Genomic DNA, 21,060 nt, shown 5'->3' with positions numbered 1-21,060 from the left:
CCGCCGCGGTAAGCGTCATCGGGGGACCCTGGGGTTCACGGGCGTGCGTTGACAGAAGGCCTCACGCAGTACGATATCCCACGAACACCACGGCTGCACAGGGCTTTTCGCCGCCATCGACCGGATTGCGGTGTATGTGCCCGGCGGATTCGGAAACCAGCTCAGCGGAACGCCGCGTGCCCCGTGAGCGCCCGGCCGATGGACAGCAGGTGCATCTCGCTGGTGCCCTCGTAGGTGAGCACCGATTCGAGGTTGTTGGCGTGCCGCAGCGGCGAGTACTCGAGGGTGATGCCGTTGGCGCCGAGGATGGTGCGGCACTCGCGGGCGATCGCGATGGCCTCGCGGACGTTGTTGAGCTTGCCGACACTGATCTGGTCGGGTGTGATGTCGCCGCGATCCTTGATGCGTCCCAGCTGGATTGCCAGCAACATGCCCTTGCCCAGTTCGAGGGTCATGTCGGCGAGCTTCTCCTGGGTGAGCTGGTAGCCGGCCAGGGGGCGGTCGAACACCTCGCGGGTTCCGGCGTAGGCGATGGCCGTCTCGAGGCTGTCGCGGGCGGCCCCGAGTGCACCGAACACGATGCCGAAGCGGGCCTCGTTGAGGCACGACAGCGGCGCACCGAGGCTGTGCGCGCCGGGCAGTTGCGCCGACGCGGGCAACCGGACCCCGTCGAGCACCAGTTCCGACGTCACCGACGCGCGCATCGACAGCTTGCCGTGCACGGTGGTGGCAGTGAATCCGCGTGTCCCCGTGGGCACGAGGAAACCGCGCACGCCCTCGTCGGTCTGTGCCCACACGGTCGCGACGTCGGCGAGGCTGCCGTTGGTGATCCACATCTTGGTGCCGTCGAGGATCCAGTCGGACCCGTCGCGGCGGGCGCGGGTGCGCATGCCCGCCGGGTTGGAACCGAAGTCGGGTTCGGTGAGGCCGAAGCAGCCGAGGGCCTCCCCGGACGCCAGCCGGGGCAGCCACTCCTGCTTCTGCTCCTCCGAGCCGTACCGGTGGATGGAGAACATCGACAGTGAGCCCTGCACGGACACGAAGCTGCGGAGCCCGCTGTCACCGGCTTCGAGCTCGAGGCAGGCGAGTCCGTAGCTGACCGCGTTCGTGCCGGCGCAGCCGTATCCCTGCAGGTGCATGCCGAACAGTCCGAGACCGCCGAGTTCGCCGGCGATTTCCCGTGGCAGCGTTCCCGATTCGAACCATTCGGGCAGCTGCGGACGCAGCCGCTCGTCGACCAGCCGCCGGACCGTGGCCTGGATGTCGCGTTCCTCGTCACCGAGAAGCGTATCGATCCTGAACAGGTCCAGCGGCTGCATCGTCATGTCAGTCCACCGCTCCCGCGAACTGGCTGTTGTACAGGTCGTAGTACGCGCCGCGCCGCGTCAGCAGCTCGTCGTGGTTGCCCTGCTCCACGATGTGACCGTCCTCCATGACGACGATCAGGTCGGCGTCACGGATCGTGGACAGTCGGTGCGCGATCACGAAGCTCGTGCGGTCGCTGCGCAGCTGCGCGGTCGCCTGCTGCACCAGGAGTTCGGTGCGGGTGTCGACCGAGCTGGTGGCCTCGTCGAGGATCAGGATCGACGGCTGCGCGATGAACGCACGGGCGATCGTGATGAGCTGCTTCTCGCCGGCACTGACGTTGCTGCCCTCTTCGTCGATGACCGTGTCGTAGCCGTCGGGCAGCATGTGCACGAAGCGGTCGACGTAGCTCATCCGTGCGGCCTCGTGGACCAGTTCGTCGGTGGCATTCGGGTGGCCGTACGCGATGTTGTCGCGGATGGTGCCGCCGAACAACCACGTGTCCTGCAGGACCATGCCGATCCGCGAGCGCAGATCGTCGCGGGTCATCTGCGCGATGTCGACGCCGTCGAGGGTGATGCGGCCGCCGTCGAGCTCGTAGAACCGCATGATGAGGTTCACCAGCGTGGTCTTGCCGGCACCCGTGGGGCCGACGATCGCGATCATCTGGCCGGGCTCCGCGGTGAGCGAAAGATCCTCGATGAGCGGGGTTTCCGGGTCGTAGCCGAACCGGACGTCCTCGAACTGGACGCGCCCACGGGCCTGGGTCGGGGTGAGGGCGGGGTCCGGATCGTCGGACTCCTCCTCCTCGTCGAGGACCGCGAAGACGCGCTCGGCGGATGCGATGCCCGACTGCAGCAGGTTCACCATCGAACCGATCTGGGTGAGCGGCTGCGTGAACTGGCGGGAGTACTGGATGAACGCCTGCACATCGCCGAGGCTCATGGTGCCCGATGCGACCTTCATGCCGCCGATCACGGCGATCGCGACGTAGTTGAGGTTGCCGAGGAACATGATCGCCGGCATCACCATGCCGGAGATGAACTGTGCCTTGAACCCGGACTGGTACAGCTGCTCGTTCTTCTCCTGGAACTCGGCCTGCACCTCACGGCCGCGGCCGTACGCTGTGACCAGCTCGTGACCGGTGAGGGCCTCCTCGACCTGACCGTTGAGGTCGCCGGTGGTCTTCCACACCGCAGCGAAGTGCGGCTTGGACCGCTTCGCGATCTTGGCCGCGACGACCGCCGACAACGGCACCGTCAGCACCGCGATGAGCGCCAGCAGCGGCGAGATGACGATCATCATGGCGAGGATGCCGATGACGCTGAGCACCGCGGTCACCAACTGACTGAGCGTCTGCTGCAGGCTCTGCGAGACGTTGTCGATGTCGTTGGTGACGCGACTGAGCAGATCGCCACGCGAGGAGGTGTCGAAGTAGCGCAACGGAAGTCGGTTGAGCTTGCGCTCCACCTCGTTGCGCAGATCCCGCACGACGCCCTGCACGATGATGTTGAGCAGGTAGGCGGCGAGCCACGCCACGAACGCCGACGCGAGGTACAGCGCCAGCACGAGCGCGAGAACGCGGCCGACGGCGGTGAAGTCGATACCGCTGCCGGGCACGACGTTCATGCCGGAGACCATGTCGGCGAACTGGTTCTCCCCCGCCGCGCGGAGTCCCTGGACGGCCTCGTCCTTGGACAGGCCCTCGGGCAACTGCCGACCGATCACGCCGTCGAAGATGATGTTGGTGGCGTGACCCAGCAGGCGCGGACCGACGACGGACATCACGACGCTGGCGGCGGCGAGGACGAGCACGACCATGACCGCGGTCCGGTGAGAGCGCAGCCGTCCCAGCAGACGCTTCATGGATGCACCGAAGTGCTCCGCCTTCGCGGCCGGGGCTCCGGGCGAACCGGGCATCGGGGGCGAGGACTGGGTCGCGGTGCTCACAGCGCCTCCTGCACGGAACGCTGGGACTCGACGATCTCGACGTACGTCGAGCAGGTCTCGAGCAGTTGCTCGTGCGTCCCGATGCCGACCGTCGCGCCTTCCTCGAGGACGACGATCTGGTCGGCGTCGACGATCGTCGACACACGCTGGGCCACGATGATCACGCAGGCATCCTCGGTTTCGGGCCGCATCGCCGCGCGCAGCCGGGCGTCGGTGCTCAGGTCGAGCGCCGAGAACGAATCGTCGAACAGGTAGACCGCCGGGCGGCGCACCAGCGCACGGGCGATCGCCAGACGCTGCCGCTGCCCGCCGGAGACGGTGGTGCCGCCCTGCGAGATCGGCGTGTCGAGGCCCTCGGGCATCGCGCGGACGAAGTCGGCCGCCTGCGCGATCTCGAGCGCACGCCACAGTTCCTCTTCGGTGGCGTCCGGCTTGCCGTACCGCAGGTTGGTGGCGACGGTGCCGGAGAACAGGAACGGCTTCTGCGGGACCAGGCCGATGTGGGAGCGCAGCGTCTCGGGGTCGAGCTCGCGGACGTCGGTGAACGACACCTGCACCGATCCGGACGTGACGTCGAGGAGTCGGGGAATCAGGTTGAGCAGGGTCGTCTTGCCGGACCCGGTGGCACCGATGATCGCGGTGGTCTTGCCCGGTTCCGCGGTGAAACTGATACCGCGTAGGACCGGCTCCTCGGCGCCCGGGTACTTGAACTCGGCGTCGCGCAGTTCCACGCGGGCGGGCTGGCGCATCACGGTCACCGGTGCCCCCGGCGGCAGCACCGACGGCTCGGTGTCGAGAACCTCGGTGATGCGCTCGGCGCACACCGCGGCGCGGGGGGCGAGCATCGCGATCATCGACGCCATCATCACCGCCATGAGGATCTGCATGATGTAGCTGAGCATCGCGGTCAGCGACCCGATACCCATGGAGCCGTTGTCGATCTCGTGGCCGCCGAACCAGATGACGGCGACGCTGGTGAGGTTCGCGATCATCATCACGAGCGGGATCATCAGGGCGCTCAGGCGACCGACCCGCAGCGCGGTGTCCGTCAGCGACGTGTTGGCCTCGTCGAACCGCTCGGCCTCGGACCGCTCACGCACGAACGCGCGCACCACACGGATGCCGGTGATCTGTTCGCGCAAGACCCGGTTCACCGCGTCGATCCGCGTCTGCATGGTGCGGAACTCGGGAACCATCTTCGTGATCATCACGATCATCACGACGGCGAGGAGTGGCACGCTGACCGCGAGAATCCACGACAGGCCGGCATCCTGACGCACCGCCATGATGATGCCGCCGATGCACATGATCGGCGCCATCACGAGGATCGTCGCGCTGAGCACGACCATCATCTGCACCTGCTGCACGTCGTTGGTGCTGCGGGTGATGAGCGACGGTGCCCCGAACCGCCCGAACTCCCGGGACGAGAAGGACCGGGCACGGGTCACCACCGCGCTGCGCACGTCGCGACCGAAGCCCATCGCGGCGCGGGCACCGAAATACACCGACCCGATGGAGCAGATGATCTGCACCAACGTCACGAGCAGCATCTTCGCGCCCGCGGTCATGATGTAGCCGGTGTCACCGGCGGCCACACCGTTGTCGATCAGGTCGGCGTTGACGCTGGGCAGATACAGCGCAGCGCCGGTGGCGACGAGTTGGAGGAGTACGACGCCGGCAAGGTCGCGCTTGTATGGCCCCAGGTAGGTGCCGAGAAGTCTGATCAGCATGGTTCGCGAAGGTTACCAATCCGAAGGGCGAAAAAGGAGGGATCGGGCCGGACTGCCGGGACCGATCCCTCCCCGTTCACGAGGCTGTCACGTGGTGGTCAGGACACCGGCGCGTCCTCGCGCGCGCGTCCCTCGGGCGGGAGTGCACGGGCCAACTTCTCGCCCTCGATGTCGACGTTCGGCAGGATCTTGTCGAGCCACTTCGGCAGCCACCACGCCTTGTCGCCGAGCAGGGCCATCACCGCGGGGATGATCACCATGCGGACGAGGAAGGCATCGAAGAGCACCGCTGCGGCAAGCGCGAATCCGATCGACTTGATGAACGAGTTGGGCTCGAGCATGAACGCCCCGAACACCGAGATCATGATGAGCGCGGCAGCAGCCACCACGCGGGCGCCGTGGCTGAAGCCGATCGTCATGGCGTCCTTGGCGGACGCGCCGTGCACGTACTCCTCGCGCATCCGGGTCACCAGGAACACCTGGTAGTCCATCGCGAGCCCGAACACCACGCCGATCAGGAAGATCGGCATGAAGCTGACCAGAGGCTGCGGGTTGGAGATCAGCCCGCCCCAGCCCTCCTGGAAGATCGCGACCGTCGCGCCGAACGTGGCCGCGACGCTGAGCAGGAACCCCAGGGCCGCGGTCAGCGGCACCAGGATCGAGCGGAACACCAACATCAGCAGGATGAACGCGAGCCCGACCACGATGATCAGATAGGGCACGAGGGCCTCGAGGAGGCGGTCCGAGATGTCGCTCTCGAGCGCGGTCTGCCCGGTGACGCCGTAGTTGACGCCGATCCGGTCGTTGAGTGCGCCCTCGCCGTCGCGGATGGACTGCATCAGGTCGATGGTCTTCTGGTCGGTCGGCGCGCTGCCCGGGGTCACCATGATCTGCGCGGTGTCCCCGTCCGGGTTCATCGCCACGATCTGGGCGTTGACGACGTCGTCCTGCTCCGTGATGGTCCGGACCACCTCGCCGAACGCCTCCGTTGCCGGGACGGTGGCGTCCTTGGCGTCGACGACGACGAGCAGCGGTGAATTGCGGCCCGGGCCGAACGCGTCGGACACCAGGTCGTAGGCCTGCCGCGAGCTGGTGGCGGGGTCGCCGGTGCTCTCGGAGGGCAGGGCGAGCTTGAGTCCGGCGGCCGGCAGTGCCAGCGCGCCGAGGATCGCGATGCCGACGATCAGCGGAATCAGCGGCTTGCGGGCGACCCAGCCGGCGTAGCGGGCGGCCGGACCGGGGACCGCGTCCTCGGCCTCCGGGTCCGGAGCCTTGACGAACGGGACCTTGCCGGCGAACGCCTTGCGGCCCAGCAGACCCAGGAAGGCCGGCAGGAAGGTGAGCGCGACGAGCACCGCGACGAACACCGAGAACGCCGCCGCCATGCCCATGTCGCTGAGGAACTTGATGCCGACGACGCGGAGCGCGACGAGCGCGATGATCACCGTCAGGCCGGCGAAGACGACAGCCGAGCCGGCGGTGCCGACCGCGCGGCCCGCGGCCTCCTCGCGGTTGCCGCTGACGCTGACCTCGTGTTTGAAGCGGGAGACGATGAACAGCGAGTAGTCGATCGCCACGGCGAGACCGATCATCACCGCCAGCGTCGGGGTCATCGATCCGAGTTCGGTGAATCCGGTGGCGACGGTGATGCCGAGGCTGCCGATACCGACGCCGATGATCGCGGCGATCAGCGGCAGTCCGGCGGCGACGAGGGACCCGAACGTGAGCAGCAGGACCACGGCGGCGACGGCCAGGCCGATCAGCTCGGCGGATCCGCCCGGCATCTCGGGGGCCTGCGCAGCGCTGCCACTGAGCTCGACCGTCAGACCGGCGTCACGCGCGACCTGGGCGGCGGCGTCGATCTGGTCGGTCAGTTCGGTGTCGACGTCCTTGAAGTCACCGCTGAACGGCACCTCCACGTAGCCGACCGTCTTGTCCGGGCTCAGCGGGGACAGTGCCGCGGCGTTCGCCAGCGCGACGTCGACGGGGGTGCCTGCCTGTTCGGCCTGCGCCGTCACCATCTGCGTCAGACCGGCGTCGGCGACCACGGGGTTGACCAGCGCCCCCTGGGCCTCCTCGGGAGACGCGGTGGCCGGGTCGACCTTGGCGGCCGGGTCGACGAGGTCGATGCCGCGGACCTTCGCGAGGGTCGCGTCCATCGCGGCCTGGTTCTCCGGGCTGTCGAGGGTCTCGCCGTCCGGAGCCGCGAAGACGTACCGGGCGGAGATGGAGCTGAACGGGTCCTTGGCGGCCGCGGGGAATCGCTCGGCCATCAGGTCCTGCGCCTTCTGCGCGGGGGTCCCGGGAATTGAGAACGAGTCGTTCGTCGGTCCCGACAGGGTCGCAGCGCCGACACCCATCAGAACCAGGATGGCCAGCCAGATGGACAGGACCGTGCCTTTTCGCCGGTAGGCGAATCTGCCGATCCGATAGAGATAGGTGGCCATGGTGGCTCCTTCTTGATCGGGTGGGAACTAGCGGACGGGCAGGGCGAGGCCGTGCCGCAGTTGATCGAATGCCTGGCGAACCACTTCTTCGGGATTCGCGGCCGAGGTGTGGCCGCTCATCCACAGGTCCATCGACGCCTTGCAGGCGGCACCGACGACCATGTGCAGCAGGTTGGGATACAGATCGGTGGCACCGTCGGTGCCGGTGCGCTCCGCGATGACGTCCGCGAGCACCGGGGTGATCCGCACGTGCATCTCGAGCTTCTTCGCCAGCAGGGTGGGGCTGGCGTCGATGAGTTCGGCGAGCGCCTGCATCTCCTCGATGTCGTGGGCCGGATCGGTGACCGCCCGGATCACGACGCACTCGAGGGAATCGAGGATCGGCTCGGCTTCGGGCCGCTCCCGCAGCCAGTCCGCCCACTCGTAGACCGACGCCTCGAGATGGTGCAGAACGGCCTCCTCCTTGCAGGAGAAGTAGTTGTGGAACGTGCGCGTGGACACGCCGGCCGCGGAGGCGATCATGTCGGCGGTGACGAGTTCGATGCCCCGTTCCCTGGCGAGGCGCGCGGCCGCCTCGCTGAGCGCGATGCGCGTCGCGGCCTTTTTCCGGTCCCGCAGACCGAGTGCTTCACTCACCTCTTCGAAGGTACCGAAGTTGCAGAGCTCTGCAATGTTGCAGCCGAGTGCACCATTGTGGGCTTCGACACAAACGCCGGAGCCGAAGTGATCGGCATCACATAGGGCGTGCGTGAGGCATACGCTGATCCCACACCCAGTGCACCCTGCGCACCTCGGAAACGGCGGCAACGATGCCCGATTGGGACGGCGAACAGTACGCACAGGCGAGCGAACTGCAACGGACGATGGCAGCCCGGGCTCTCGAGGGATTCGCTCCGGACCCACACGATCACGTGCTCGACGTCGGCTGCGGCGACGGCTTCGTCACCCGCACGCTCGCGAGCCGACTCACCGACGGGTACGTGGTCGGCGTCGACGCGTCGCCGCGGATGATCGAGAAGGCCATGTCGGGCGAGGCGGATCCCCGGGTTCGGTTCGCGGTCGCAGACGCCCGCCGACTGCCCTTCCGGGACCGGTTCGACGTGGTGGTGTCGTTCAACGCGCTGCACTGGGTGCCCGAACAGCAGCAGGCGCTGGCGTCGATCGCCGACGCGGCCCGCCCGGACGCCCGGGTCCTGATCCAGATGGTGTGCGACGGCGACCGCGAGAGTCTCGAGACGATCGCGATGGAGGTCGCGGGCACGCCCCGCTGGGTGGATCGGTTCGCGGGGTTCGCGCCGCCGTACGTCCACGTCGATCCCGACGACTACCCCGGCCTCGCCGCCGATGCGGGCCTGCGCGTGACCGCACTGATGGTCGACGACGTCACCTGGGATTTCGGGAGCAGGGAGGCCTTCGCGCAGTGGTGCGCCGCCGGCGCCGACGCCTGGACGCACCGACTCGACCCCGACGACCGGCCCCGATTCGTCGACGACTGGGTCCGCGCCTACGAGGACGTCTCGGGACGCCCGGGACTGTTCCGCTTCATGCAGATGCGCACGGAACTCGAGGTGAGCCGTTAGCGGCGGCGCCACGCCCCCGGATCGGCGGTCAGTTCCGCCACGAACTCCGGCAGCGCGCCGCCGGCGATGTCGGCGATGGTGACGCCCTCGAGCACGGACCGCAGGTTGACGCGAACCGCGATCCACACCTGCTGCAGGGGCTCGGCCGGGCCCGCGTAGGTGACGTCCTCGGGACGCTCGCCACGCACCGACGCCAAGGGGCCCTCGATGGTGCGGATGACGTCGGCGACGGTGATCTCCTCGGCCGGCCGGGCCAGCCAGTAACCGCCGTCCGGGCCACGACGACTGCTCACGAGTCCGCCGCGACGCAGGTCGGTGAGCACGGCCTCGAGGAATTTATGGGGAATGGCCTGCGCGCCGGCCAGGAACTCGGCCTTGGCGGGCGCGGGTCCGGCCGCCGCCAGTTCGACGAGCGCGCGGACCGCGCCGTCGACTCGTGCGGTGATGTGCACTGACACTCCCCTGGTCGATCCCCCACCGTCTCGGTGGGAAACCCTACCGACCCCGGACCGGATGGTGACCCAGGTCACTCGGCGCGGTAGATTTCCCGTCAGGTGCCCGAATGCCTGGAGGAAACATGTGGGAGACCCTCACCGCGGCGTGGGGTTCGCTGCTCGAACCGCTCGGGGACCCGGTGACGCTCGCGATCCCGGCGTTCCTCGTGTTCCTGGGGCTGGAGTGGTTCGCGGCCCGCAAGCTCGAAGAGACCGAACTCCGGGACGGCCGGGCCCATCCACCGACGGCCGGCTACGAGTTCCGGGACGCGCGGGCGTCGATATCGATGGGCCTGGTCTCGATCGCGACGACAGCGTTCTGGAAGTTCCTGGCGCTGATCGGCTACTCCGCGATCTGGGTGTACATCGCGCCGTGGCACCTGCCGGCGAACGCCTGGTACACGTGGGTGATCCTGCTGGTCGGCATCGACCTGCTGTACTACGCGTATCACCGTATGGCGCATCGGGTCCGGCTGATCTGGGCCACCCATCAGGCGCACCATTCGAGCGAGTACTTCAACTTCTCCACCGCACTGCGACAGAAGTGGAACAACAGCGGCGAGATCCTGATGTGGATCCCGTTGCCGCTGATCGGCATTCCTCCGTGGATGATCTTCGTCGGATTCTCGGTGAACCTCGTGTACCAGTTCTTCGTTCATACCGAACGCGTCGGGAAGCTGCCGCGGCCGGTCGAGTTCGTGTTCAACACCCCGTCGCACCACCGGGTGCATCACGGCTGCGATCCCGAGTACCTGGACCGCAACTACGGCGGGATCCTCATCGTGTGGGACCGCATGTTCGGCACGTTCCGGGCCGAGAAGCAGCGTCCCACCTACGGTTTGACGAAACCGGTGGGCACCTACGACATCTGGCGGCTGCAGACCCACGAGTACGCCGCGATCGGACGCGATGTCCGCGCGGCGACGTCGTGGCGCGACCGTCTGGGCTACGCGTTCGGCCCGCCCGGGTGGGCGCCGTCAGGCGCGGGCCAGGCTCACCAGGAAGTCGATCGTGCCGCTGTCGTCGACGGTCACGAATCCCAGTGACGGCGGCGTGATTCCGTAGTCGGACCACGTGACGGGGATGCTGCCGGACGCGACGAGCGTGTCACCCGAGTGGAGGACCTCGACGTCCACACTCACCGGCCGGGTCTGGTCCTTCAACGTCAGCGTCCCGTCCGCCTGCACCGTGGCGGCGGTTCCGTCGGTGGGCAGCGACGCGAGGTCGACCGGCGTCGTGAGAGCGAACTTCGCGGTCGGGAAACTCTCGGCGTCCATCACGTTGCCCCGGAACTGTCCGTCCCGGCGCGCATTGTCGGTCGCGATGTCGGCGACCTGCACGACGACCTCGGCGACGGTCAACTTTTCGCCGGCGATGCCGACGTTGCCGTTGACCTGGTCCGTGGTGCCGACGACGGTGACCCGTGCGCCGTTGAGGATCTCGGACACGGTGTAGCCGGCCGCGGTCGTGTTGGCGCCCTCCCCCGGCCCGACGGCCCACTCGCCGTCGATCGAACCCGACGCGGCCTGCGCACCCTCGGTGGACACCGCGGCTGCCGGGGCGTCGTCCTCGGCGATGAACTCACCGTAGATCCACGGGCCCGCGAGCAGACCCGCGAGCACCACGACGACAACGCCTCCGACGATCCACCACTTCCTCATCGGCACAGATTAGGAGCGCGACGGTGGATGCGCCAGAGCTACGATCCCGACCCCGGCCCCGGCGCCGTGGCCGAGCGTTCGACGGATCCGCGGTCCACGGCGGCGCCGATCTCCCCGATCGCGGTGCGAATCGACGCACCGTAGGCGTCGTCGTCGAGGGCATCGAAGTATCGTCCGGCCGCATCGAGATGCTCCCGCGCCCGGTCGAACGAGCCGAGCCGACGGAAATTGTCGGCCAGGTTGAGGTGCAGTGACGGGTAGAAGCCGCGGACCGTGAGACTCGCGTACTGCTGCTGCAGGCGGCCGTCGGTGAGGGCGTCGGCGGCGTCGAGCGCCCGCACGTCCCACACCAGGGCCTGGGCGGGGTCGTCGTACAGGTCGGCGAGGTAGTGCGCCAGGGTGCACCGGTGCAGTGGATCCCCGAGCGGTCCCAGTTCGGTCCAGATCCCCACGAGCGCGGTGCGGGCGCCGTCGGGGTCGCCGTCGCGCCCCCGCGTGACGGCACGGGCGATCGCGTCGGAGGTGGGATCGAGGGCGGAGTCGGTGGTCATGGCAGTTCTCCTGTCGCAGTGGAAGTTACGGAGCAGTGGGCATGGCGAGCGTGGTGAGGTCGCCGTCGGTGGCGGACCGGATGACGGCGGGCAGGTGGGCGGCGGAGAGGTCGAGCATGACCTCGGGGCCGACCGCGGTCGCGACAGCGGCGTGCAGTGTTCCGGCGGTGAACCACACCTCGAGATCGTGGCCGGTGACGGTGGCGGTCAGGTGCCGCTCGCGCTCCCCCGCTCGCACCGTCAGACCGGTGGCCCCGATCGTGCACCGGATCCGGGTGTCGGGGGCGTCCTCGGCCGCGGCGAGCAGCGCGTCCCGGGACACGACGACCCGGGTGGCGGCGGCGGGCAGGGCGGCCAGCATCGCCCGGTAGTCGGGAAACGGGTCGTCGAGTGTGCTGCATCGCCGATCGTCACCGTCGGCGACGAACACGAGGCCGCCGGCGCCGTACCGGATCTCGACCTCACGATGGGCACGCAACCACGACGCCAGACCGTCCAGATCAGTGGCGGGCACCACGGCGGACCACTCCGTCGCGGCCAGCGCGCACGCGATGCTGCGCGTCGACAGCCGGTAGCGATCGGTCGCGGTCAGTGTGACGACGCCACCGCCCACCTCCACGAGAATCCCGCCCAGGACCGGGAACTCGGGATCCGACGCCGCGGCGGGGCGCACCTGCCCAACGGCGTCGGCGAACGCGACGGCGGAGAGCGACACCGTCGGCGGCTGCGGCAGGGCGTGCCGGATGGACTCGGCGACCGCGGCGGCGGCATCGGCCCGCTCCCGCAGGGCCCGGACGTGCGCGTCGAGAAGGCGGCCGGCGTCGTCGTTGCCGTCGACAATCCGCGTCACGACGTCGAGCGGGACGTCGATCTCGCGCAGCCGCCGGATACTCGTCGCGCGCTCACGCTGGGTGTCGGTGTAGTACCGGTACCCGGTCGACGGATCGACCCACGCAGGAACGAGCAGTCCACAGTCGGCGTAGAAGCGCAACGCGCTCGGGGTCAGTCCGCTCGCCCGCGCGAGCACACCGATCGTGATCAACCCGTCCGTTCCGAATGCGTTCACCCGGTCATCATGGAGTCTCGACCGGCCTGAAGGTCAAGCCGCCTTCGCACGCTCGCTGTCGGTCGACGCCGGGACCTCGGTGATCGAATCGGTCCGGGCACCGGCCTTCTTGCCGCGCCCGAGGACGAGGGCCGCGACCAGCGCCACGACGAGGCAGGTGATCGCACCGAGCATCAGTCCGGCACGGCCACCCCACTCCTGGCTGACCCAGCCGGCGATGGGGCCCCCGATGGCCGTCGAGCCCTGGAACGCCGTGGCCCACAGCGCCATGACGCGACCGCGCATCTGCGGTTCGGCCTCGAGTTGCAGGGTGCTGTTGGTGGTGGAATTGAAAGCGATGCTGACGGCACCGACGACCACCAGCGCGACCAGGGCCACGGCCAGCGTCGGTGCGGCGGCCGCGGCGATCATCGAGAAGCCGAATGCGGCGGCCGCGACGATCAGCACTCGGGTGCCGGTGCGACCCCATGTCGCGACGAGGAGTCCACCGCACACCGCGCCGATGCCCATCGCGGCGGTCATGAAGCCGTACGCCTCCGAGCCGGCGTCGAATGTTTGTTCGGCGACGATCGGGAGCACCACCTGGAACTCGAACGCGAGGCATCCGATGAACGCCATCATCAGCAGCGGCACCGCGAGGTTGCGGTTGCCCCGGACGTAGCGCAGCCCCTCGCGGAGCTGACCGCGAGCGCGTTCCATCGGCGGCGACGGGTGCAGTTCGGCGACGTTCAGCCGCAGCAACGACGTCACCACCGCGACGAAACTGGCGGCGTTGAGCAGGAAGCACACGCCCAGCCCGCCGGCCGCGATCGTGACACCCGCGATGGCCGGACCGATGATGCGCGACGCACTGACCAGCGTGGACTGCAGGCTGACGGCGTTGCGCAGGTCCTCCGGACCCACCATCTCGAGCAGGAACGACTGCCGCGCAGGGTTTTCGAAGCAGTTGTTGAGACCGAGCAGCAGCGCCAGCACGTACACGTGCCACAGTTGGACGGCCCCGCTGATGGTGAGGATGCCGAGGACGAGTGCCTGCACACCCATCAGCGTCTGCAGCACGATCATGAGCTTGCGCTTGTCGACACGGTCGGCGACGACACCGCCGTACGGGCCGAGCAGCAGGACCGGCAGCGTCTGCAACGCGACGACGAGACCGATCGCGGTACCCGACCCGGTGAGCTCGAGGACCAGCCACGACTGCGCGACGAGCTGCATCCAGGTGCCGACGAGCGAGACGGCCTGACCGCTGATGAAGCGGCGGAAGTTCCGATTCGCGAACGCCGCGAACGTCTGACGTCCGAGCTTTCCCGCGGCCGTCATGATCGGGCCGCGGACCGGGCCCGACACATCCGTTCGCCGAGGGCCTCGAGGGCCGGCAGGGCGTGGAGCAGATCCCGGGTGTCCGTCTCGGGAAGTTGTGCGAGGTACTCGGCGAACACCTGGGTCCGCTTGTCCCGCAACGCAGTGTGCAGGGCGATCCCCTCGGGGGTCGCTGCGACGACGACGGCGCGACCGTCGTCGGGGTCGGCCGAGCGCATGAGCAGCCCCGCGGCCTCCATCTTGCCGATCATCCGCGAGAGCATCGTCGGGTTGAGGGTCTCGATCTCGGCCATCTCGCTGGCGCGGATCGGTCCGCGCCGCACTGCCGTCGTCAGGATCGAGAACTGTGTCTTGGTCAGCTCACCGCCCGACGTCTGCCGGTCCACCTGCCGCGAAATGCGCCCGAGCGCGACCCGCAGCCGGGACACCTCGTCCTCGTCGAAGAGGCTCGTCACATCCACCTCCAAATACTTGCTTGTCGGCAAGCATACACTTCCCGAGCCCGGGATCCCAGGGTCCGAGACGGGCGTCACGGCGGCGGGTGGTGGACTACGGAGGCCCCAGCCGGGCGTCCCAGCCCTCGACGGCCCCGGTCCTGACCCGCGCGGCGAAGGTGTCGCGCCAGCCGCCGGCGAGGGTCTCGATCCGGCTCGCCGCCGCCCAGTCGTCGGGCGCGCCGGTACGCCGGTCGAACAGCAGTTGCAGCAGTCGCGAGAGCGGCCACGCGGGTTCGGGCCTGTCGACGAGCACGAGACGATCCCCCCGCTGCACGAGCCCGGGTCGCAGCACCCGGTAGTACCACCCGGTGTTCCGGGCGGCCTGCATACGGCGCGCCACCCCGCGGGTCCCGAAACGCCGATCGAGCTTCCAGCACGGTTGCCGCCCTTGGGAGACCTGGACGATCGCGGTCCCGAGCGTGAACGTGTCACCGACACAGACCCGCGATTCGTCCAGCCCCGTGGTGGACAGGTTCTCCCCGAACGCACCGGGCCCCAGCACCGCCCCGTCCAGTTCGCGCCGCCAGAACAGCAGGTGCTCGGCCGGGTAGTGGTGGACCGCCTTCTCGGGGCCGCCGTGACGACGAGTGTCGGCCTGCTCGTCGCCGACGAACCCGGTCGCCGAGAGCCACAGCGGCCGGTCCACCGGCGCCTTGAAGATGCCGCTGTACGCGCCGCCGCCGGGCAGTTCCCGGACCCGGCCGACGAGCACCTCGTCCACCACGACGGACACCATCACACTCTTCCTTCCGTCAGAACAGTTGACCGGCGACGAACCCCGCGAGCAGCACTGCGAAACCACCCACTTCACCGGCAATGAGCAGCACCATGGCGACGTGCATCCCACGGTCGGGACGCTCGAACTGGTTGGTGGTGTCGCGCAGAGCGCCGTGGACGATGTAGCTGACGATCGCCGCGAGGAAGAAGAACACCAGCACCGCCGCCGCGGTCGCGTCGACCCAGGTGGGCCAGGCACTGAGTTCGACGAACACCGCGACGAGCAGCGTCGCGAAGGCGTAGAGCAACGCCGAGCGATGCGCGATGTCGACGTAGGGATGCGCCAGGTGGTCGTCGGAGGTCACCATCTGGCGGTACTTCCAGATCCCGAGCCCCAACGCGAGCAGGAAGATCAGGCCGGAGGCGAGAAGTGTTGCTGTCGTGTCGATTCCGAGTTCGATCTGCACGAGGACACCTACCCGCAGGCCGTGGCGATGAGCCGGCGCAGTTGCACGGCCTCGGTCTCGTCGAGGGGCAGCAACGGCGGCCGCGGGTCGCCTGCCTCGATCCCGATGCTGCGCAGGCCCGACTTGATCGTCGTCGGCAGCCCCCGACTGACGATCGAGTCGAGGAAGGGCCGGATCCGCTCGAAGCACTCGGCAGCCGCCGCGCGCTCCCCCGCGACGACGAGTCGCCGGAACTCGACGATCTGCCGTGGAATCAGACATGGTGCGGCCGTGCACCATCCGGACGCACCGGCCTCGAAAGCCCGTTGCGCGAGCGGATTGCTCCCGTTGAAGAACGGCAACTCACCACCGCTGAGCTCGCGGAGCCGGTGCATCCGGGTGATGTCCCCGCTCGACTCCTTGACCATCGTGATGTTCTCGACGGTCGTGACGAGCTCGAAGAGGAACTCGGGGGTCATGTCGATGCCTGTGGTCGCGGGGTTGTTGTAGACCATCACCGGTATCGACACCGAGTCCGCGACGGCGGTGAAGTGCCGCCGCAACTCAGCCTCGGTCAGCCGCCAATACGACGTCGGCAGCACCATCACCGCGGTGGCACCGAGGCTTTCCGCGATGCGTGCGCGCCGGACGGCGCCGGACGTGGTCAGGTCGCTCGCGCCGACGACGGTCGGTACCCGACCGCCGACGTGTCCGACGGATTCACTTGCCACGGTTGCCCACTCGCCGTGATCGAGGTACGCGCTCTCCCCCGTGCTGCCGAGCGGCGCGATGGCGTCCACCCCCGCATCGATCATTCGATCGATCAGCAGGTGCAGGACCTCGACGTTGACCGCGTCCGCCTCCCTGGGATGGAAGGGCGTCACCGGATAGGCGACGATGCCGTTGATTGCGCTGTTCACGTGTACTCCTGGAAGGTTTCGGATCAGGGATGGTCGATCGCGTCCGGGTGCGCCCGTAGCGCCCTGCGCGCGTAGTAGCCGAAGTTGGCCTCGCTCCGGCGCGGCGTGAGCGTCCAGTCGTGCGCCTCCTTCGCCAGCCGCGGCGGCAGGGGCTTGATCTCGCCGGCGGCCATCGCCAGCAACTGCAGCTGCGCGGCCCGCTCGATGAGGTGCGCGAGCGAACATGCCTCCTCGATCGTCGATCCGACGACGAGCTGCCCGTGGTGCGCCAGCAGGATGGCCCGCTTGTCGCCCAACGCACCGGCGATGATCTCGCCCTCCTCGTTGCCGACCGGGACGCCCGGCCAGTCCGCCAGGAACGCGCAGTCGTCGTAGAGCGGGGCCATGTCCATCTGCGAGACCTCGAGCGGCACCTCGAGCATCGACAGCGCGGCGACGTGCAGCGGGTGGGTGTGGACGATGCAGTTGACGTCGGGCCGAGCGCGGTAGACCCAGCTGTGGAAACGGTTGGCCGGGTTGGCCATTCCGTCGCCCTTGAGGACGGTGAGGTCTTCGTCGACGAGCAGCAGGTTGCCCTCGGTGATCTCGTCGAAGCCCAGGCCCAGTCGCTGCGTCAGGAATGTGCCCGGCGCCGCACCCCGGGCCGAGATCTGCCCAGCCAGCCCCGAGTCGTGGCCGGCGTCGAACAACGCGCGACAGGTGAGCGCGATCTTCTGCCGATCGGTCCACTGCTGCCTCGGAACGTTGTCGAGCATCGCCGCTTTCGCGGTTTCCATCAGTTCGGCCTTGCCGAGATTCATCGTGGTCGCCATGTCGGTCTCCTTTCGACCTTCGACGGTTAATGACACAGGAAGCACCATAGGACACCTTGTGTCATATGTGCAACGGTGGATCGCCCGCCGTAGGATCGGAGACCACAGGACCGACGCGACGGGCGCGGCAGCGAGCAGAGGAGAGACGGAGAGTTGGTGGCTTTCCTCCGACCCCATCGGCGCAGGGCCGGGATGACCCTGGAAGCCCTCGCCGAGAGCACCGGGCTGACAAAGAGTTACCTGTCCAAGGTGGAGCGCGGCATCAGCACGCCGTCCATTGCGGTCGCACTGAAGATCGCGCGGGCCCTCGACGCCGATGTGGGGCAACTGTTCTCCGACGGCCTCGACACCGACACGATGGCCGTCGAGCGGCACGACGAACGCATGCCGGCAGACGACGGCCCCGGCGCGGCGGTGTACGACCCGATCGCGGCCAGGATGGTCGGAAAAGCGATGCAGCCGTTCATCGTCCATCCGACGACCGAACACGGCGCGGACTACATGGAGCACCCCGGCGAGGAATTCATCTTCGTCACGAAGGGGACGGTCGAAGTGAGCATCCCCAACCAGGTGATCACCCTGGATCAGGGCGACAGCCTCTACTTCGACGCGAACACCCCGCACCGGGTGCGGTCGGTGTCACCGGCGCGCGCGGAGCTGGTGGTCGTGGTGCACGACAAGGACACCCAACTGGGCGCGGAGACGCGCACGGCGCAGCGGCGCTGCGGACCCGGGGCCTGAGAGGGGCCGCCGCGCCGGCCTGTGCGGGATCAGGCTCGGCGGCCGTCGCCTGCCGGTCGGGTCGGTGTCACGGCCGCACGACCGGCAGCAGACGCTGCTGGTTGTCCACCCACTCGCGCATCACGACCATCTCCTCGCGCCGCTGCACCGAGTCCCAGGTCGCCATCTCGATGTTGCCGACCAGGTTCTGGCTCTCCTTGACCACGCGTTCCCGCTTGGCCTGCACCACCCGGTCGCGGTAGCGCCGAACCGAGATGCGCAGGTCCTGGATCGCGTCGATCTCACTCTTGATGACCTCGAGCGGCCGCGCGACGTCCTCGTCGAGTTCGGCGGGATCGTCGATGCCGGCCGTGACGAGCCGCTGCTTGAACAGGTGGATGCGGTAGATGTCGGTGTGGATCCTGCGGGCCACGTCGTCGAGCTTGTCGCCCGTGATCCGCATCGGCGCGACATCCCGTCCGGCCCAGTCGAGGAAGGCCTTGAACAGGGCCACCTCGGTGGCCAGGTAGACGAGCAGGGCGACCTCGGTGAGGACCTTGGGGTCCTCCGGGTGCGGGCGGCTCTTGACGCTGAGCAGCTCACCCTTGACGAGGACCTCGTGCTTGGGGAACACCCGGTGCAGCAGATCCAGGTAGGTGCCGGGGCCCACCTTCTTGCTGCGGATCCGCGTGATCCCGGCCTCGTAGCGGGCGGTCCACTCGCCACCGTCGTTCGGGATGTCGTACAGGAACACGCGGATCGGATCACCGTGGGAGAAGGACGTATCCGAGCCCTGTACCTCGCCGTCGGCCACGGCGTCCGCGTCCGGCTCCGCCGCGACCGGATCGTCGGCGACCGAATCGTCGGCGACGGCCTCGGGGGTGACCGCGGCCGGGACCTCCGACTGCTCCGCGACGACGGGTTCGGCAGCGGCAGCGGCAGCCGCCTTCTTGCGCTTACTGACCGTTGCCATGACTAGTGCGCGGCCGCGTACGCCTTGACGACGTCGCCCGAGATCCGGCCGCGGGTCGACACCGCATAGCCGTTGCGGGCAGCCCACTCCCGGATCTCCTGGGTGCTGGCTCCGTCGGCCGTCGGCTTCGTGGCGCGGGTGTTCTGACGCCCGCCGACCTTGGTGGCGTGGCGGATGTAGTAGTCCAGCTTGCGGTGGAACTCGGTGGCGTTCTTGTCGTTGAGGTCGATGGTGTACTCGACGCCGTTGACGGCGAAACTGATGGTCTCGCCACCGAAGTCGATGGGCTCACCATCAAGATCATCGATGAGCTCGACAATTACCTTCTGCGCCACGTGTCACTCCCGAGGTTCGTCAACCATGCTGTATCGGGAGCCTACGGGACCACCGTCCCACAATCGGATGCGGACCTGGTCAGCGGGCCGCGACGGCCGCCTGTGCGTATTCGACGTCCTGCTCCGGTTGCGCGCCGCTGACACCGATCCCGCCGACGACCTCCCCATCGACGATCACCGGCAGGCCTCCAGGCAGGGTCGTCAACGACTGCCGCGTCTGCGCATCGATCAGTTCGACCAGCGCGGGATGCGCGTCGGCCAGTCCGGAGTAGGCGGTCGTGGGGATCCCGATCAGCGCTGCGGTCGCGGCCTTCGCCCGCGCCACCCCGGGCGTGAACCACGCGGCACCGTCGTCGCGGACCACCAGCAGATCGTGTCCCCGCGCATCGACGACGGTCACGCTGACCCGGTTGCCGTCCCGCCGGGCGGCATCGATCGCCGCGTCCGCCGCGGCCCGCGCCGCCGCGAGATCGAGTCGTGCCCGCTTCGTGTCCGTCATCGAATGTCCTCCTCGGTTGGCTGTCGGTCTCGATCAAACACGAATGCCTCGGCGAATCTCTCTCCGACGGCGAACGATTCGCGGATCGCAGGCTTCGATCAGGCCGGGCAGCGACCGCTGTACCGGTCCAGTCCGAGACCACCGTTGCCCTTCTTGCTGCGCCCGGTCGGCCCGCCGGACGGCTTGCGCACCCACTTGCCCTTCGAGTCCAGTCCGGGCATCCGTTCGCTGCCGATGCGGCTGTAGCGCGTCTCGCCGTCGACGGTGAGGACCCCGCCGCGCACGTCGATGTGCGCGACCGTCGCCCAGAAGGAGTTCTTGCTGTTGCCGACCTGGACGAGGATCTCGTCGGCATCGGCACCGGGCAGTCCGTCCTTGCCGGCGCGGCCGTAGCGGATCGCCACGCGCGGGTTACCGAAGGTGTCCAGGGCTCCCGCCCCGTTGTCGACGCTCTGATAGATGTTGACCAGCAGGTCGCCGTTCTCGTTGGGCAGGACCCGCACCTGTTCGACGGCGGGCTTCTTGCCCTTGCCCGGGCCCTTGCTGTCCCCGTAGTGGTGGATGAACGGCCACTGGTCGAGGGTGCCCCGGTGCCCCTTGTCGCCGCTGATGACGACGTACTCGTCGGTCTCCTCGTTGCGGCAGAAGAAGTACACGTCGAGGTCGCCGGTGCCGTACTTCTTCACCGTGCCGTCGCGGCCGTAGGTGGCACCGCGCCCGTCCCACTCGAGGCCGACGGTCAGCACCCAGTTCGGGTCCCCCTGACCCTTCCGCAGATCGATCCGAGCGGTCCGGTCGGCCGAGTCCTTGGTCAACGTCACCGTCACCTTCTCGAAGGAGATCGGTGCCGCCTGCGACGCGGGGGCAGTCGCGGGAACAGTCGCAGGAGCAGTCGCGGGGACAGCCGCGGGAGCCTCCGGCGCACCGGGATCGTCGACGTCGATTCCGTGCTCGGCGGCCAGCGCCGCCAGGCCCTGGCTGTATCCCTGGCCGATCGCATCCATCCGCCAACCGGGTCCCCGCCGGTACAACGCGAC

General features: G+C 68.5%; 22 protein-coding genes. 3 read left to right on the top strand and 19 right to left on the bottom strand.

Going from position 1 to position 21,060, the window contains the following annotated elements:
- Positions 1-161: 161 nt before the first annotated feature.
- From IJ15_RS0105050 to IJ15_RS0105030, 5 genes are all read right to left on the bottom strand, one after another.
- The gene (locus IJ15_RS0105050; RefSeq protein ID WP_031937258.1) at positions 162-1,325 is read right to left on the bottom strand and encodes an acyl-CoA dehydrogenase family protein; all 1,164 of its coding nucleotides are present in this window, start codon (positions 1,323-1,325) and stop codon (positions 162-164) included.
- A 1-nt stretch (position 1,326) separates the two neighbouring features.
- A complete protein-coding gene (locus IJ15_RS0105045; protein WP_051918513.1) occupies positions 1,327-3,225 on the bottom strand; it encodes an ABC transporter ATP-binding protein in 1,899 nt (632 codons plus the stop codon).
- A gap of 26 nt (positions 3,226-3,251) precedes the next feature.
- Complete coding sequence (locus IJ15_RS0105040; protein ID WP_031937256.1) at positions 3,252-4,985, bottom strand: ABC transporter ATP-binding protein; 1,734 nt, start codon at positions 4,983-4,985, stop codon at positions 3,252-3,254.
- A gap of 98 nt (positions 4,986-5,083) precedes the next feature.
- Entirely contained in the window at positions 5,084-7,432 is a 2,349-nt protein-coding gene (locus tag IJ15_RS0105035) for an MMPL family transporter (protein ID WP_031937255.1), read from the bottom strand.
- 27 nt (positions 7,433-7,459) lie between these two features.
- On the bottom strand, positions 7,460-8,068 hold the full coding sequence (locus IJ15_RS0105030; RefSeq protein WP_031937254.1) for a TetR/AcrR family transcriptional regulator: 609 nt from the start codon (positions 8,066-8,068) through the stop codon (positions 7,460-7,462).
- A gap of 173 nt (positions 8,069-8,241) precedes the next feature.
- Between IJ15_RS0105030 and IJ15_RS0105025 the strand changes: the two genes are divergently transcribed.
- Complete coding sequence (locus tag IJ15_RS0105025; RefSeq protein ID WP_031937253.1) at positions 8,242-9,012, top strand: class I SAM-dependent methyltransferase; 771 nt, start codon at positions 8,242-8,244, stop codon at positions 9,010-9,012.
- Here IJ15_RS0105025 and IJ15_RS0105020 read toward each other — a convergent pair.
- Positions 9,009-9,464 carry an RrF2 family transcriptional regulator gene (locus tag IJ15_RS0105020; RefSeq protein ID WP_031937252.1) on the bottom strand — a complete coding sequence of 152 codons (456 nt, stop codon included), beginning with the start codon at positions 9,462-9,464 and terminating at the stop codon, positions 9,009-9,011. The genes IJ15_RS0105025 and IJ15_RS0105020 overlap by 4 nt on opposite strands.
- Positions 9,465-9,589: 125 nt before the next feature.
- Between IJ15_RS0105020 and IJ15_RS0105015 the strand changes: the two genes are divergently transcribed.
- Positions 9,590-10,552 carry a sterol desaturase family protein gene (locus IJ15_RS0105015; RefSeq protein ID WP_031937251.1) on the top strand — a complete coding sequence of 321 codons (963 nt, stop codon included), beginning with the start codon at positions 9,590-9,592 and terminating at the stop codon, positions 10,550-10,552.
- Here the strand turns inward: IJ15_RS0105015 and IJ15_RS0105010 are convergent.
- From IJ15_RS0105010 to IJ15_RS0104970, 9 genes are all read right to left on the bottom strand, one after another.
- Positions 10,484-11,167, bottom strand: a complete 684-nt coding sequence (locus tag IJ15_RS0105010; RefSeq protein WP_031937250.1) for a YceI family protein — start codon at positions 11,165-11,167, stop codon at positions 10,484-10,486. The genes IJ15_RS0105015 and IJ15_RS0105010 overlap by 69 nt on opposite strands.
- 38 nt (positions 11,168-11,205) lie before the next feature.
- A complete protein-coding gene (locus IJ15_RS0105005; RefSeq protein ID WP_031937249.1) occupies positions 11,206-11,718 on the bottom strand; it encodes a hypothetical protein in 513 nt (170 codons plus the stop codon).
- A gap of 25 nt (positions 11,719-11,743) precedes the next feature.
- Positions 11,744-12,784 (bottom strand): DNA polymerase III subunit beta family protein, encoded by a 1,041-nt coding sequence (locus tag IJ15_RS0105000; protein WP_031937248.1) that lies wholly within the window; start codon positions 12,782-12,784, stop codon positions 11,744-11,746.
- Between the two features lie 33 nt (positions 12,785-12,817).
- Positions 12,818-14,104 carry an MFS transporter gene (locus tag IJ15_RS0104995; RefSeq protein ID WP_031937247.1) on the bottom strand — a complete coding sequence of 429 codons (1,287 nt, stop codon included), beginning with the start codon at positions 14,102-14,104 and terminating at the stop codon, positions 12,818-12,820.
- Positions 14,101-14,559 (bottom strand): MarR family winged helix-turn-helix transcriptional regulator, encoded by a 459-nt coding sequence (locus IJ15_RS0104990; protein ID WP_081880586.1) that lies wholly within the window; start codon positions 14,557-14,559, stop codon positions 14,101-14,103. Before IJ15_RS0104990 ends, IJ15_RS0104995 begins: the two co-directional genes overlap by 4 nt.
- Positions 14,560-14,653: 94 nt before the next feature.
- Entirely contained in the window at positions 14,654-15,337 is a 684-nt protein-coding gene (locus IJ15_RS0104985) for an MOSC domain-containing protein (protein WP_156112025.1), read from the bottom strand.
- 16 nt (positions 15,338-15,353) lie between these two features.
- A complete protein-coding gene (locus IJ15_RS0104980) occupies positions 15,354-15,779 on the bottom strand; it encodes a hypothetical protein (protein WP_031937244.1) in 426 nt (141 codons plus the stop codon).
- A 14-nt stretch (positions 15,780-15,793) separates the two neighbouring features.
- Entirely contained in the window at positions 15,794-16,684 is an 891-nt protein-coding gene (locus IJ15_RS0104975; protein ID WP_031937243.1) for a dihydrodipicolinate synthase family protein, read from the bottom strand.
- A gap of 23 nt (positions 16,685-16,707) precedes the next feature.
- Entirely contained in the window at positions 16,708-17,496 is a 789-nt protein-coding gene (locus IJ15_RS0104970; RefSeq protein ID WP_031937242.1) for an aldolase, read from the bottom strand.
- Between the two features lie 153 nt (positions 17,497-17,649).
- Here IJ15_RS0104970 and IJ15_RS0104965 point away from each other — a divergent pair, with 153 nt between their 5' ends.
- Complete coding sequence (locus IJ15_RS0104965) at positions 17,650-18,237, top strand: helix-turn-helix domain-containing protein (protein ID WP_031937241.1); 588 nt, start codon at positions 17,650-17,652, stop codon at positions 18,235-18,237.
- Between the two features lie 67 nt (positions 18,238-18,304).
- Here the strand turns inward: IJ15_RS0104965 and IJ15_RS0104960 are convergent, their stop codons facing one another.
- From IJ15_RS0104960 to IJ15_RS0104945, 4 genes are all read right to left on the bottom strand, one after another.
- Entirely contained in the window at positions 18,305-19,189 is an 885-nt protein-coding gene (locus tag IJ15_RS0104960; protein WP_231569425.1) for a hypothetical protein, read from the bottom strand.
- Between the two features lie 2 nt (positions 19,190-19,191).
- A complete protein-coding gene (locus IJ15_RS0104955) occupies positions 19,192-19,524 on the bottom strand; it encodes a histone-like nucleoid-structuring protein Lsr2 (RefSeq protein ID WP_031937239.1) in 333 nt (110 codons plus the stop codon).
- Positions 19,525-19,603: 79 nt separating this feature from the next.
- Positions 19,604-20,023, bottom strand: coding sequence for a GlcG/HbpS family heme-binding protein (locus IJ15_RS0104950; RefSeq protein ID WP_031937238.1), 420 nt, complete (start codon positions 20,021-20,023; stop codon positions 19,604-19,606).
- Positions 20,024-20,121: 98 nt separating this feature from the next.
- A partial coding sequence (locus IJ15_RS0104945) for a stress protein (protein ID WP_031937237.1) occupies positions 20,122-21,060 on the bottom strand: 939 nt, incomplete at its 5' end.

This window comes from Prescottella defluvii, from assembly GCF_000738775.1.
Lineage (GTDB): Bacteria > Actinomycetota > Actinomycetes > Mycobacteriales > Mycobacteriaceae > Prescottella > Prescottella defluvii.
Note: the sequence above shows the minus strand (reverse complement) of the source record. Positions and strands in the feature narration are given on the sequence as shown.